12 protein-coding genes and 1 pseudogene are annotated in these 14,119 nt (G+C 71.8%); 11 read left to right on the top strand and 2 right to left on the bottom strand.

Annotation, left to right across the window (positions count from 1 at the left end; translation table 11 throughout):
* The 10 genes and pseudogenes from ACWC9R_RS03475 to ACWC9R_RS03430 form a co-directional block, all read left to right on the top strand.
* Positions 1-128 (top strand): annotated as a pseudogene (locus tag ACWC9R_RS03475) (ABC transporter ATP-binding protein); the annotation flags it as partial.
* 451 nt (positions 129-579) lie between these two features.
* Complete coding sequence (gene hpnC, locus ACWC9R_RS03470; protein WP_450728605.1) at positions 580-1,446, top strand: squalene synthase HpnC; 867 nt, start codon at positions 580-582, stop codon at positions 1,444-1,446.
* Positions 1,443-2,396, top strand: coding sequence for a presqualene diphosphate synthase HpnD (gene hpnD / locus ACWC9R_RS03465; RefSeq protein ID WP_450728603.1), 954 nt, complete (start codon positions 1,443-1,445; stop codon positions 2,394-2,396). The genes hpnC and hpnD overlap by 4 nt, the downstream gene beginning before the upstream one ends.
* Before the next feature lie 100 nt (positions 2,397-2,496).
* Positions 2,497-3,954: a hydroxysqualene dehydroxylase HpnE gene (gene hpnE, locus ACWC9R_RS03460; RefSeq protein WP_450728601.1), complete on the top strand. Its 1,458-nt coding sequence runs from the start codon at positions 2,497-2,499 to the stop codon at positions 3,952-3,954.
* Positions 3,951-5,072: a polyprenyl synthetase family protein gene (locus tag ACWC9R_RS03455; RefSeq protein WP_450728599.1), complete on the top strand. Its 1,122-nt coding sequence runs from the start codon at positions 3,951-3,953 to the stop codon at positions 5,070-5,072. The genes hpnE and ACWC9R_RS03455 overlap by 4 nt, the downstream gene beginning before the upstream one ends.
* Before the next feature lie 107 nt (positions 5,073-5,179).
* Positions 5,180-7,198, top strand: coding sequence for a squalene--hopene cyclase (gene shc, locus ACWC9R_RS03450; protein ID WP_450728597.1), 2,019 nt, complete (start codon positions 5,180-5,182; stop codon positions 7,196-7,198).
* The gene (locus ACWC9R_RS03445) at positions 7,198-7,863 is read left to right on the top strand and encodes a phosphorylase family protein (protein WP_450728595.1); all 666 of its coding nucleotides are present in this window, start codon (positions 7,198-7,200) and stop codon (positions 7,861-7,863) included. The genes shc and ACWC9R_RS03445 overlap by 1 nt, the downstream gene beginning before the upstream one ends.
* A 5-nt stretch (positions 7,864-7,868) precedes the next feature.
* The gene (hpnH, locus tag ACWC9R_RS03440; RefSeq protein WP_362614689.1) at positions 7,869-8,894 is read left to right on the top strand and encodes an adenosyl-hopene transferase HpnH; all 1,026 of its coding nucleotides are present in this window, start codon (positions 7,869-7,871) and stop codon (positions 8,892-8,894) included.
* A gap of 141 nt (positions 8,895-9,035) precedes the next feature.
* On the top strand, positions 9,036-10,418 hold the full coding sequence (locus ACWC9R_RS03435; protein WP_450728593.1) for an aspartate aminotransferase family protein: 1,383 nt from the start codon (positions 9,036-9,038) through the stop codon (positions 10,416-10,418).
* A 19-nt stretch (positions 10,419-10,437) separates the two neighbouring features.
* The gene (locus ACWC9R_RS03430; RefSeq protein ID WP_450728591.1) at positions 10,438-11,604 is read left to right on the top strand and encodes a serpin family protein; all 1,167 of its coding nucleotides are present in this window, start codon (positions 10,438-10,440) and stop codon (positions 11,602-11,604) included.
* Between the two features lie 15 nt (positions 11,605-11,619).
* Here the strand turns inward: ACWC9R_RS03430 and ACWC9R_RS03425 are convergent, their stop codons facing one another.
* Positions 11,620-12,429 (bottom strand): tyrosine-protein phosphatase, encoded by an 810-nt coding sequence (locus ACWC9R_RS03425; RefSeq protein WP_450728589.1) that lies wholly within the window; start codon positions 12,427-12,429, stop codon positions 11,620-11,622.
* A gap of 255 nt (positions 12,430-12,684) precedes the next feature.
* Between ACWC9R_RS03425 and ACWC9R_RS03420 the strand changes: the two genes are divergently transcribed.
* The gene (locus ACWC9R_RS03420; protein WP_362612929.1) at positions 12,685-13,485 is read left to right on the top strand and encodes an SGNH/GDSL hydrolase family protein; all 801 of its coding nucleotides are present in this window, start codon (positions 12,685-12,687) and stop codon (positions 13,483-13,485) included.
* 69 nt (positions 13,486-13,554) lie between these two features.
* Here ACWC9R_RS03420 and ACWC9R_RS03415 read toward each other — a convergent pair whose 3' ends face one another.
* Positions 13,555-14,016: an ATP-binding protein gene (locus tag ACWC9R_RS03415; protein ID WP_450728587.1), complete on the bottom strand. Its 462-nt coding sequence runs from the start codon at positions 14,014-14,016 to the stop codon at positions 13,555-13,557.
* Between the last annotated feature and the right edge of the window lie 103 nt (positions 14,017-14,119).

Here is a 14,119-nt window from a genome sequence, read left to right as displayed (position 1 = left end):
TCAGCCACAACAACAAGTCCATCCGCGACACCTGCGACCGCGTGCTGTGGCTGGAGCACGGCGAGCTGCTGATGGACGGTCCGACGGACGAGGTCATCAAGGCGTACGAGAAGGAGACGGGCAAGTAGTCCGCTCCGCGAGCGAAGGCCTCCGCGAGTCCGCCTCGCGGGGGCCTTCGAGCGTGCAGAGAATCGGTCAACTCCGGCGGTTCCGGGGATAGTTCGGACGTAACGGGCGTCGGCCGGAGCCTCGTCCCACGCCTCGGACCCGCTCGGACGTGGGTGAGAGGTACGACGTAAGCTGTACGGGTGCCGAACAGCACAAGTGGTATATGTCGGGCAGTGCTCACCCAGGCGGGCGATGTGGGCTCGACCGAGGCGCGTCGCCTGCTGCGGCGTGTCCGAAATAGGATGTTTTAGCTTGGCGGTGTAGAACGGGAGACGTGACGGCAATGGCTACTGGTTCGCTCCGGCACCGAAATGCGCCGGGCAGCCCCCGGTGAGCCGAGACAACGAGCAGGCGCGTCGCGCCTTCCTCCGAAGGGGGGCGGCGGGTGACGGGCGGGAGCAGACGCGCACCGTGCTCGATCAGGCCGCACACGAGAACTTCCCGGTGGCGCCGTTCTTCCTGCCCCGTGCCTGGCGGACCGACCTGATGGCCGTCTACGGCTTCGCCCGGCTCGTCGACGACATCGGCGACGGCGATCTCGCCCCCGGCGGCGGCGATGCCGTACTCCTCGGACTGGACCGCGCGCAGTGCGACAACCGGCCCGCCCTGCTGGACGCACTGGAAGCGGACCTGCACCGCGTCTTCAGCGACCGTGCGCCGGGCCCCGGGCATCCGCTGCTGCGCCGGCTCGGCCCGACCGTCCGCCGCTGCGGGCTGACCCCCGAGCCGTTCCTCGCACTGATCGAGGCCAACCGGCAGGACCAGCGGGTGAGCCGCTACGGCACCTACGACGACCTGGCCGCCTACTGCGAACTGTCCGCCAACCCCGTCGGACGGCTGGTCCTGGGCATCACCGGTACCTCGTCCCCCGAGCGGGTCCGCCGTTCGGACGCGGTGTGCACCGCCCTGCAGATCGTCGAGCACGTCCAGGACGTGGCCGAGGACCTCGGGCGGGACCGCATCTACCTCCCCGCGGAGGACATGAAACGCTTTGGCGTCACCGAGGCCGATCTGGCCGCCCCGAGCGGGGGCGCATCGGTGCGCGCACTGATCGCCTACGAGGCGGAACGCGCCCGTGACCTGCTGAATGAAGGCACCCCGCTGGTGGGTAGCGTCCACGGCAGACTCAAGCTGCTGCTGGCCGGATTCGTGGCCGGCGGACGCGCTGCACTCCAGGCGGTCGCGGCCGCCGATCACGACGTACTCCCTGGACCGCCCAAGCCGACCAAGCTCAGCCTGCTGCGCGAGGTAGGGGCGACACTGCGAAGAGAGGGGTGAGTCGGACCGTGGAGGCAACCGCACACGCGTCCGCGCCGGTGCTCGCTGCGTACCGCTACTGCGAGGCCATCACCGGGCAGCAGGCACGCAACTTCGCCTACGGCATCCGGCTGCTGCCGGCCGACAAGCGGCAGGCCATGTCGGCGCTCTACGCCTTCTCCCGCCGGATCGACGACATCGGCGACGGCACCCTGGAGCCCGCCGCCAAGCAGGTCCGCCTGGAGGAGACCCGGGCGCTGCTGGCCCGCGTCAAGGACGGCCGGATCGACGAGGACGACACCGATCCGGTCGCCGTCGCGCTGTCCGACGCCGCCCGCCGCTTCCCGCTGCCGCTGGAGGGGCTCGACGAGCTGATCGACGGCGTGCTGATGGACGTGCACGGCGCGACCTACGAGACCTGGGACGAGCTGAAGGTCTACTGCCGCTGTGTCGCCGGGGCCATCGGTCGGCTCTCGCTGGGCGTGTTCGGCACGGTCCCGGGCGCGCCGGACGCCGAGCGCGCCTCCGAGTACGCCGACACCCTCGGCCTCGCCCTCCAACTGACCAACATTCTCCGGGACGTTCGGGAGGACGCCGGCAACGGGCGCACCTACCTGCCCGCCGAGGACCTCGCCAAGTTCGGCTGCGCGGAGGGCTTCGAGCGTTCCGTACCGCCGCCCGGCTCCGACTTCACCGGCCTGGTGCACTTCGAGGTGAAGCGGGCCCGCGCGCTGTTCGCCGAGGGCTTCCAGCTGCTGCCGATGCTGGACCGGCGCAGCGGTGCCTGTGTGGCCGCGATGGCCGGGATCTACCACCGGCTGCTGACGCGGATCGCCGCCGACCCCGAGGCGGTGCTGCGCGGCCGGGTCTCCCTGCCCGGCCGGGAGAAGGCCTTCGTCGCGGTGCGCGGACTGTCCGGGCTCGACGCGCGGGCGATCGGCCGCCGGCAGGCCGTCCGGAGGCGTGGATGACCGGCCGGGCGGTGAACGACGGCGGTGATCCCGCGTCAGCGCGGCGGGCAACCCTCCCCCGGGTGGCTGCGTCCATGAGGGAAGTACAGGGGGAGAACACATGACATCGGGAGCCACGCGGCCCGGCCGGCGCCGCGACCTGCCGCCCGGCCTGCCCGAAGGGGCGGCCGCGGTGGTCATCGGGGGCGGTCTCGCGGGCACGACCGCGGCGCTCGCGCTGGCCGAGGCGGGACTGCGGGTCACCCTCGTCGAGGGCCGCCCCCGCCTCGGCGGACTGGTCTTCTCCTTCCGTCGTGACTCCGCCGCCGGAGAACTGTCCGTCGACAACGGCCAGCACGTCTTCCTGCGCTGCTGCACCGCCTACCACCAGCTGCTGGAGCGGATCGGCGCCGCCTCGCTGGTGCCCCTCCAGGAGCGGATGGACGTCCCGGTCCTGGACGCCGACCGGATGCGGCTCGGCCGGCTGCGCCGCACCGCGCTGCCCGTCCCGCTGCACCTCGCGGGGAGCCTCGCCGGCTACCCGCATCTGTCCCCCGCCGAGCGCGCCGGCGTCGTCCGCGCCACCCTCGCGCTCAAGGACCTCGACCCGGCCGACCCCGCGCTGGACGGGATGGACTTCGGCAGCTGGCTGCGCCGGAACGGCCAGTCGGCCCGTGCGATCGAGGCGCTGTGGGACCTGGTCGGCATCGCGACCCTCAACGCCCGGGCCGGGGACGCCTCGATGGGCCTGGCCGCCAAGGTCTTCAAGACCGGGCTGCTGTCCGCCCCGGGCGCCGCCGACATCGGCTGGTCCCGCGTCCCGCTCGGCGACGTCCACGACACCCTCGCCCGCACGGCCCTGGAGAAGGCCGGCGTCCGCATCGCCCTGCGCACCCGCGCCGGCTCGGTCACCCGCCGGGACGACGGCTGGCAGGTCTCGGTGGAGAACGGCCCGCACGGCACCGAACAGCTCACCGCGGACACCGTCGTCCTCGCCGTACCGCAGCGCGAGGCGCACGGCCTGCTGCCCGACGGGGCGCTGGACGACAAGGACCGGCTGCTGGACATCGGCACCGCGCCGATCCTCAACCTCCATGTCGTCTACGACCGCAGGGTGCTGCGCCGCCCCTTCTTCGCCGCGGTCGGCTCGCCCGTCCAATGGGTCTTCGACCGCACCGACGCCTCGGGGCTGACGCGGACCGCCGGGAACGAGCGCTGCCAGTATCTGGCGGTCTCGCAGTCCGCCGCGCAGGAGGAGATCGACCAGCCGGTCGCCAAGCTCCGCGCCCGCTACCTCCCCGAGCTGGAGCGGCTGCTGCCCGCCGCCCGGGGCGCCCGGGTCCGCGACTTCTTCGTCACCCGCGAGCGCACCGCGACTTTTGCGCCCGCCCCGGGCGTCGGCAGGCTCCGCCCCGCCGCCCGCACCCAAGCCCCCGGCCTCTTCCTGGCCGGTGCGTGGACCGCCACCGGGTGGCCCGCGACCATGGAAAGCGCTGTTCGCAGCGGCACTGCCGCCGCTCGCGAGGCACTCAACGAACTCGGCTTCCCCCGGGGCCAGTTGCCTCAGGAGGCGGCATGACTACGAGTACGAGCGCTCGCACGAGCACGAGCGTCGGAAACAGAGGAGAAACCGTGAACCCGGCTTCCCCAGCTATCGACACCGAGAGCGTCACCGCGCTGCTGGAGCGCGGGCGGACACTCGCCACCCCCGTGCTGCGTGCCGCTGTGGACCGGCTCGCTCCTCCCATGGACACCGTCGCCGCCTACCACTTCGGCTGGATCGACGCCGAGGGCCACCCCACCGCGGGTGACAGCGGCAAGGCGGTCCGTCCCGCGCTCGCCCTGCTGTCGGCCGAGGTCGCCGGTGCGGCCCCCGAGGTGGGCGTGCCCGGCGCGGTCGCCGTCGAGCTGGTGCACAACTTCTCGCTGCTGCACGACGACCTCATGGACGGCGACGAGCAGCGCCGGCACCGTGACACCGTCTGGAAGGTGCACGGCCCCGCGCAGGCCATCCTCGTCGGCGACGCGCTGTTCGCCCTCGCCAACGAAATACTGCTGGAGCTGGGCACGGTCGACGCCGGCCGCGCCACCCGCCGGCTCACCCTGGCCACCCGCAAGCTGATCGACGGTCAGGCCCAGGACATCTCCTACGAGCACCGCGAGCGGGTCACCGTCGAGGAGTGCCTGGAGATGGAGGGCAACAAGACCGGCGCGCTGCTGGCCTGCGCCGTCTCCATCGGCGCGGTCCTCGGCGGCGCCGACGACCACACCGCTGACACCCTGGAGAAGTACGGCTACCACCTCGGCCTCGCCTTCCAGGCCGTGGACGACCTGCTCGGCATCTGGGGCGACCCGGAGGCCACCGGCAAGAAGACCTGGAGCGATCTGCGCCAGCGCAAGAAGTCGCTGCCGGTCGTCGCCGCGCTGGCGGCCGGTGGCCCGGCTTCCGAGCGTCTCGCCCATATCCTGGCGGCCGACGCGAAGAAGAGCGAGACCGAGATTGCCGACTTCACCGAGGAAGAGTTCGCCTCCCGCGCGGCCCTCATCGAGGAGGCCGGCGGCCGCGAGTGGACCTCCCAGGAGGCCCGCCGCCAGCACGCCACCGCCATCGCCGCACTCGACGAGATCGACATGCCCGAGCAGGTCCGCGCACAGCTCGTCGCGCTCGCGGACTTCGTCGTCGTCCGACAGAGATGAGCAGTATCGACACCGAATAGTTCGCAGTCGCCGGCCGGTGCCAGCCGGGCGCCGGCCGACGGAATCCCTGAGCACGCTTTTCACAGTTCACTGCAGAAGGGGAAGCCATGACAGCGACGACCGACGGAAGCACCGGGGCACTGCCGCCCCGGGCCCCCTCGGCCAGCGATGCCACCGCTGAGAACACCGCACCACCCGCGCCTCTGCGCACCGCCGTACGGCAGGACACGGCGGACGCCGCCCGGCGCGCGACCGCACGCGCCACCGACTATCTGCTGTCCGTCCAGGACCCCGCCGGATGGTGGAAGGGCGACCTCGAGACCAACGTCACGATGGACGCCGAGGACCTGCTGCTCCGTCAGTTCCTGGGCATCCAGGACCCCGCACTCACCGAGGCCGCCGCCCGCCACATCCGCGGCGAGCAGGGCACGGACGGCACCTGGGCCACCTTCTACGGCGGGCCCGGCGAGCTCTCCGCCACCGTCGAGGCCTATGTCGCCCTGCGGCTCGCCGGTGACGCCCCGGACGCACCGCACATGGCCCGGGCCGCCGCCTGGGTCCGGGGGCAGGGCGGGGTCGCCGCGGCCCGGGTCTTCACCCGCATCTGGCTGGCGCTCTTCGGCTGGTGGAAGTGGGACGACCTGCCCGAACTCCCGCCGGAACTCCTCTTCCTGCCCTCGTGGTTCCCGCTCAACCTCTATGACTTCGGGTGCTGGGCGCGGCAGACCATCGTGCCGCTGACCATCGTCTCGGCCAAGCGCCCGGTCCGCCCGGCGCCGTTCGGCCTCGACGAGCTGCACACCGATCCCCGCCGCCCCAACCCGCCGCGGCCGCTCGCCCCCGCCACCAGCTGGGACGGCGTGTTCCAGCGCCTCGACAAGGCGCTGCACGTCTACCACAAGGTCGCCCTGCGCCCGCTGCGCGCCGCCGCCATGCGCTCCGCCGCCCGCTGGATCGTCGAACGGCAGGAGAACGACGGCTGCTGGGGCGGCATCCAGCCCCCCGCGGTCTACTCGGTCATCGCCCTGCACCTCTGCGGCTACGACCTCGACCACCCCGTGCTGCGCGCCGGACTGGCCTCCCTCGACCGGTTCGCCGTATGGCGCGAGGACGGCGCCCGGATGATCGAGGCCTGCCAGTCCCCGGTCTGGGACACCTGCCTGGCGACGATCGCACTGGCCGACGCCGGACTCCCCGCCGACCACCCGCAGCTGGTCAAGGCCGCCGAATGGATGCTCGCCGAGCAGATCGACCGGCCCGGTGACTGGAGCGTCAAACGGCCCCAACTCCCGTCCGGTGGCTGGGCGTTCGAGTTCGCCAACGACAACTATCCGGACATCGACGACACCGCGGAGGTGGTGATCGCGCTGCGCCGGGTCAAGCACCCCGATCCGCCGCGGGTCGACTCCGCGGTACGCCGCGGGGTGCGCTGGAACCTCGGCATGCAGTCCAGGGACGGGGGCTGGGGCGCCTTCGACGTCGACAACACCAGCCCGTTCCCCAACCGGCTGCCGTTCTGTGACTTCGGGGAGGTCATCGACCCGCCGTCGGCCGATGTCACCGCCCATGTCGTCGAGATGCTCGCCGACGTCGGCCGCACCCACGACCCGCGCACCCGCCGCGGTATCGCCTGGCTGCTGGCCGAACAGGAGCCCGACGGGTCGTGGTTCGGCCGCTGGGGCACCAACTACCTCTACGGCACGGGCTCGGTGCTCCCCGCGCTCGCCGCGGCCGGCGTCCCCGGCTCGCACCCCGCGGTCCGCCGGGCCGTGCGCTGGCTGGAGCGGGTGCAGAACGACGACGGGGGCTGGGGCGAGGACCAGCGGTCCTACCAGGACAGGGAGCAGTGGGCGGGGCGGGGCGCCTCGACCGCCTCACAGACCGCCTGGGCGCTGATGGCGCTGCTCGCGGCCGGGGAACGGGACGGCGAGGCGGTACGGCGCGGGGTGCGGTGGCTGACCGACACCCAGCGCGAGGACGGGTCCTGGGACGAGCCGTACTTCACCGGCACCGGCTTCCCCTGGGACTTCTCCATCAACTACCACCTCTACCGCCAGGTCTTCCCGCTGACGGCCCTGGGCCGGTACGTCAACGGGGGACCGGCCGGCGCACCGGTGGGGGCCTGATGCCCGGACGGCCCCCGACCGACGCCCCGCCGCTGCTGATCGCCTGTGCGCTCGGCATCGAGCGGTTCGCGCTGCGCGGCGGGGGCCGTGGGGGAGCGGCCGGCAAGGCCGCCCCGAGAGTGGTCACGCTCCGCACCGGCATGGGCCCCCAGGCGGCCGAACGCGCCCTCACCGAAGCGCTGGGTGAGGGCGCGGTCACCGCGCGTTCCCCCGTCATCGCCAGCGGCTTCTGCGCCGGCCTCGCCCCCGGGATGCGCCCAGGCGACGTGGTCGTCGCCGAGGCCACCCGCGGCCACGACGCCGGTGCGCCGGAGACGCCCTGCCATGACAACGAGCCGCTGCTCCGGGCTCTGCGGGAGCGCGGTCTGACCGTGCACAGCGGGCTGCTGTGCGGCTCCGACCACGTCGTACGCGGTGCGGAGCGGGCCGAGCTGCATGCCGCGGGCGCGGTGGCGGTGGACATGGAGTCCGCCGCCACGCTCCGTGCCGCCCGGCGCGCCGGCCGCCGTCCGGTTGCGGCCGTCCGGGTGGTCGTGGACGCTCCAGAACATGAACTGGTACGCATCGGCACCGTGCGCGGTGGAATATCGGCCTTCCGGGTGCTGCGCTCCGTACTTCCCGTTTTCCACGAATGGCACCGTTCTTTGCTGCTCCCCTGGAGGTGAGCCAGATGGCCATGCCGCTCCGTCAGTCCATCCGGGTCGGTACCTATCTCTTTGAACAGAAGGTGATCCGGCGGCGGGAGAAGTTCCCGCTCATTGTCGAGCTGGAACCGCTCTACGCCTGCAATCTGAAATGCGAGGGCTGCGGGAAGATCCAGCATCCGGCGGGCGTGCTCAAGCAGCGCATGCCGGTGGCGCAGGCGGTCGGGGCGGTGCTGGAGTCGGGTGCTCCGATGGTGTCCATCGCCGGTGGCGAGCCCTTGATGCACCCGCAGATCGACGAGATCGTGCGGCAGTTGGTGGCGAAGCGCAAGTATGTCTTCCTGTGCACCAACGCGATGCTGTTGCGCAAGAAGCTGGAGAAATTCACGCCCTCCCCGTATTTCGCGTTCGCGGTGCACATCGACGGTATGCGGGAACGCCACGACGAATCCGTCGCCAAGGAAGGAGTCTTCGACGAGGCGGTGGCCGCGATCAAGGAGGCCAAGCGCCACGGCTTCCGGGTCACCACCAATTCCACCTTCTTCAACACCGACACCCCGCAGACCATCATCGAGGTCCTCAACTTCCTCAATGACGACCTGCGCGTCGACGAGATGATGCTGTCGCCCGCCTACGCCTACGAGAAGGCCCCCGACCAGGAGCACTTCCTCGGTGTCGAACAGACCAGGGAACTCTTCCGGAAGGCCTTCGCCGGCGGCAACCGGCGCCGCTGGCGGCTCAACCACAGTCCGCTCTTCCTGGACTTCCTGGAGGGCAAGGCCGACTTCCCGTGCACGGCCTGGGCGATCCCCAACTACTCGCTGTTCGGCTGGCAGCGCCCCTGCTACCTCATGAGCGACGGCTATGTCCCGACGTACCGGGAGCTGATCGACGAGACCGACTGGGAGAAGTACGGCCGCGGCAAGGACCCGCGCTGCGCCAACTGCATGGCGCACTGCGGCTACGAGCCGACCGCCGTCCTCGCCACCATGGGCTCCCTGAAGGAGTCCCTCCGGGCGGCCAGGGACGCCGTCGCGGGAAACCGCAGTTGACCCGTCACACCAGGGGAGCCCGTCGCCACGGCTCCCCGCCCGCACCGGCCCGGTCCGGCTCCCGCGTACGGTGCGGGCGCCGGACCGGGCCGGGAGCGCCGCCCGGGTCAGTGGTGCGCTGACCCGTAAGGAGAAGCAGTCGTGACCACATTCGACCTGACCGGGCTGCTCGCCGAGCGCGGCGGTGAGCGCTACGCGCTGCACACCCGCCACCTCAACCACCAGCTGCCGCGGATGCTGCACACCATCGGCTTCGACAAGGTCTACGAGCGGGCCGAGGGCGCCTACTTCTGGGACAGCGACGGCCAGGACTACCTGGACATGCTCGCGGGATTCGGGGTGATGGGCCTCGGCCGGCACCACCCCGTCGTCCGGCAGGCGCTGCACGACGTGCTGGACGCCCAACTGGCCGACCTCACCCGCTTCGACTGCCAGCCGCTGCCCGGACTGCTCGCCGAGAAGCTGCTGACCCACACACCCCACCTCGACCGGGTCTTCTTCGGCAACAGCGGCACCGAAGCCGTCGAGACCGCCTTGAAGTTCGCCCGCTACGCCACCGGCCGCCCCCGCGTCCTCTACTGCACCCATGCCTTCCACGGCCTGACCACCGGCTCGCTCTCCGTCAACGGCGAGGACGGCTTCCGGGACGGCTTCGCCCCGCTGCTGCCCGACACCGCCATCGAACTGGGTGATCTGGCCGCCCTGGAAAGGGAGTTGAAGCGCGGCGACGTGGCGGGCTTCGTGGTCGAGCCGATCCAGGGCAAGGGCGTCCTCCCGGCCCCGCCCGGCTTTCTGCGCGCCGCCCAGGAACTGCTGCACCGGCACAAGGCCCTGCTGATCGCCGACGAGGTGCAGACCGGCCTCGGCCGCACCGGTGACTTCTTCGCCTACCAGCACGAGGAGGGCGTCGAGCCGGATCTGGTGTGCGTGGCCAAGGCGCTGTCCGGCGGCTATGTGCCGGTCGGGGCGACCCTCGGCAAGGACTGGATCTTCAAGAAGGTCTACTCGTCCATGGACCGGGTGCTGGTGCACTCCGCCAGCTTCGGCGCCAACGCCCAGGCGATGGCCGCCGGTCTGGCGGTGCTCTCGGTGCTGGAGGAGGAGCAGCTGGTGGCCGGCGCCCGGCGCACCGGCGAGCTGCTGCGCTCCCGGCTGGCGGAGCTGATCCCCCGGTACGAGCTGCTGCATGACGTACGGGGCCGCGGCCTGATGATCGGCATCGAGTTCGGCCGCCCCAGGTCCCTCGGGCTGCGTAGCCGCTGGACGATGCTCCAGACGGCCCGCAAGGGGCTGTTCGCGCAGATGGTCGTGGTGCCGCTGCTGCAGCGCCACCGCATTCTGACCCAGGTCTCCGGAGACCATCTGGAGGTCATTAAGCTGATTCCGCCGCTGATCATCGGCGAGCGGGAAGTGGACCGTTTCGTTGAGGCGTTCACGGCCGTCATGGACGACGCCCACGGGGGCGGCGGCCTGATGTGGGACTTCGGGCGGACGCTGGTCAAGCAGGCGGTCGCCAACCGCTGACGACGCCGGGGGGACGACCATGGTGGCCGAGGCGACGGCGCGGGCCGTCAACGACATGACGGTGCGCTGGGCGCGCGAGGCGGTGGGGGAGCGGAACTCCGTCCTGACCGCGGCCGGCGTCTGGCCGCTGCTGGCCCTGCTCGCCGGACCGGCCGACGGCCCCGCCCGCAAGGAACTGGCCGCAGCGCTCGGCACCGACGCGGAGCGCGCGGTCCGCGAAGGCCGGGAGCTGCTCGTCGCACTGGCGGCGGCGGACGGCGTCGATGCCGCGGTGGGACTGTGGGCCCGCCGCGCCCTGACCCTGCACCCGGAGTGGCTGGGCAGCCTGCCGCCCACCACGCACGGGGAGCTCACCGGGGACCTCGCCGCGGACCAGAGCGCGCTGGACACCTGGGCGCGCCGGCACACCGACGGCCTGATCGAGCGGATGCCGGCCCGGCTCGCCCCGGACACCCTGTTCGTGCTGGCCAGCGCGCTGCTGGTGCGCACGACCTGGACCGAGCCGTTCGGTGAGTTCCCCGCCCGGCCGTCCGAAGGGCCGTGGGCGGGGCGGGAGTTGACGGCGCTGAGCCGTTCCGGGCGGGACGTGGAGCAGGTGCGGGTGCACGACACCCCGGCCGGTGCGCTGACCGCGGTGCGGGTCGCGGGCGACAACGGACTCGATGTCCATCTGCTGCTGGGCGGGACGGAGTTGCCGGGCGGCGAGGTGCTGCACCACGGTGTCGCGGCGCTGGCGGGCGGTTACCCGACGGTGTCCGGTACGGCGCTGACCGACGGCGCCGGTCCGGGGCTGCGGGTGACGACCGTGCCGAGCGACGACACGGACCCGCGGTTGCACCTCACCACCACCGGGTTCACCGTCGGCGCCGAGCACGACCTGCTGGAGCGGGCGGACCTCTTCGGGCTCACCTCCGCCACCGACACCTCGCGCGGGCACTTTCCCGGCATCAGCGACCAGCCGCTCGCGGTGTCGGCCGCCCGGCAGGCGGCGACCGCGACCTTCGGTCCGCTGGGCTTCCGGGCGGCCGCGGTCACCCTCCTGCCGGCGGCCGCCGGGGGCGTGCCACCGGCCCCGCCGTACCGGGCCCAGCGGATCTCGGCCCGCTACGACCGGCCCTTCGGCTTCCTCGCGGTGCACCGGGCGTCGGGGCTGGTGCTGGTCGCGGGGTGGGTGGCCACGCCGTGAGCGGGCGCCGCGCCGTCAGTCCGTCAGCAGCTGTTCCCGCAGCCGCTCGCGGACGGCGGGGGTCAGCCGCAGACCGTCGGTGAGGTACGCCTCCGTCGAGCCCCAGGTCTGGTGGATCGCGTCGTAGGCGGCCGTGAGGTAGTCGGTGTGCGCCCCGAACAGCGGCGCGAGCAGCTCCATGACCTCCTGCGACATCCCCACCGCGGAGTTGTCGGAGCGGCGGATCTTGTAGCGGCGGTGGGGGTCGTTGGACATCAGGTAGTCCGCCTCGATCGCATCCCGCTCCACCCCGACCGCGAGCAGCGTCACGGCGATGGACAGGCCCGCCCGGTCCTTGCCGGCCGCACAGTGCATCAGGGCGGGGACGCTGTCCTCGGCGAGTGCGTGCAGCACCTTGCTGTGGTCCTCGGTGCGGCTGGTGATGATGTGGCGGTACGTCGCGGCCATCCGGGCCGCGGCCTTGCCGTCGCCGAGTGCGGAGCGCAGCTGCTCCAGTTCACCGTCGCGCACCATCGTCCAGAATTCCGCGCCGTCGGCCGGGTCGGTGAGCGGGATGTTCACATTCCGCACGCCGGGCAGCGCGACATCGGGGCCCTCCAGTTTGATGTCCGAGGCATTGCGGAAATCGAAGATGGTGTGCAGTCCGAGACCGGCCAGAAAAGCGGCGTCCGTCTCGGTCGCATGGGCGAGATGGCCACTGCGGAACAGCCTGCCCTCCCGTACGCGACGCCCGTCCACGGTCGGCAGACCGCCCACGTCCCGGAAGTTGCGGACCTCCGTGAGCTCGGGCTGGGCCTGTGGGACCTGCGGCGTCTGCTGCGTCACGGGCGCGCTCCTCGGGTTCGGCCGCCGACGCTTGCTCGTCGGCGAGGCGGGGCACCTCCGACGATACGACATTGGTGCAATAGACAATCAGGTCGTTGCGGGGGCGGCCCGGCGCGTCACGGAGCGCCCGGGAGTGAGGGGCGCCCGCCCCTTATTCCAACTTGATCAGAATTTGACCTGGTGGCATAAATCACCCCTCGTCAACCCCTGGTTACGGTGGCGTAAGTCACTTCATGAGGTGAAGTATGTCCTGACGTGGCAGACGATTCGAAATACTTCAGCAACGGCGCCCCTGGCGCCATCGGGTCGTACGCAGCCGTCGGGGACAGCTTCACAGAGGGGGTCGGGGACCCCGGCCCTGACGGGGCGTACATCGGTTGGGCGGACCGGCTCGCGGTCCTCCTGTCGGACCAGCGGGCCGAGGGGGAGTTCCGCTACGCGAATCTCGCGGTCCGGGGCCGGCTCCTGGATCAGATCGTGGAGGAGCAGGTGCCCCGGGCGAAAGCCCTCGCCCCTGCGCTGGTGACGTTCTGCGCCGGCGGAAACGACATCCTGCGGCCGGGCTCGGACCCGGACGCTGTCGCCGAGCGCTATGACGCGGCGGTCGCCGACCTGCGGGAGGCGGTCGGCACGGTCCTGCTCTGCACCGGCTTCGACACCCGCGACATCCCCGTCCTCAAGCATCTGCGCGGCAAGATCGCGACGTATACGGCACACGTCCGGGCCATCGCGGACCGGCACGGCTGCCCCGTCCTGGACCTGTGGTCGCTCAAGTCGGTGCAGGACCGGCGGGCGTGGAGCGACGACCGGCTGCATCTGTCCGCCGACGGGCACACCCGGGTGGCGCTGCGCGCGGCGCAGGTCCTCGGGATGGCGGTGCCGGCCGACCCGGACCAGCCCTGGCCTCCGGAGGCGGAGCGTTCGGCCGCCGACGCGCGGCGGGACAACATCCACTGGGCGCGGGAGCACCTCGTCCCGTGGATCGGTCGCCGGCTGCGCGGGGAGTCCTCCGGCGACCATGTCGAGCCCAAGCGGCCCGATCTGCTGCCGCTGTAGGGCGGCCGCGGGCCGGGAAGGGCCCGTGGTGTGACTGAGGCCCCGGTCCCGCGGATGCGGAACGGGGCCTCAGCGGGCGAGGGAGGAGTACGGCAGGTCCGCCCAGACGACCCGGCCCTGGCCGCTGACGGTGGGCCGCGATCCCCAGCTCTCGGACAGCGCGCCGACGAGGAACAGCCCGCGTCCGCACTCCTGGTCCACGCTGCCGGGCTGGATGTGCGGCGCGCAGTCCGCCGGGCCGCCCTGGTCCGTGATCTCTATGCGTATGTGCGCGCCGAAGAGGGCGAGCTCGCAGCCGACCTTCTCGCTGTCGGTGTGCCGTACCGCGTTGGTGAACAGCTCGGAGACCACCAACTCCACGTCGTCGCGGACTTGTTGATCCGCGCCCCACTCGCGCAGCAGCGCACTGACGCGTCTGCGCGCCTCGGGAACGGACGTGCGTCGCGCCGGCAAGTGGAACGCGTCCTGCGGGTACTGGGCGACAAAGCCGCCACAGCGCCCTAACGAAGGAGCGTTGTTGGAGGAAGCCACGCCGCAACTATGTGCGATGTCGGTCACCGATGGCAAGGATCAGTCTGTAATTTGCAGAATCGTAAGTGCAGTCTGTTCGTTAATGCTGACGGCATGACACACT

Source organism: Streptomyces sp. NPDC001219 (genome assembly GCF_053597915.1).
The sequence above is the reverse complement of the archived record's forward strand: the minus strand, read 5'-3'. Positions and strand labels throughout refer to the sequence as shown.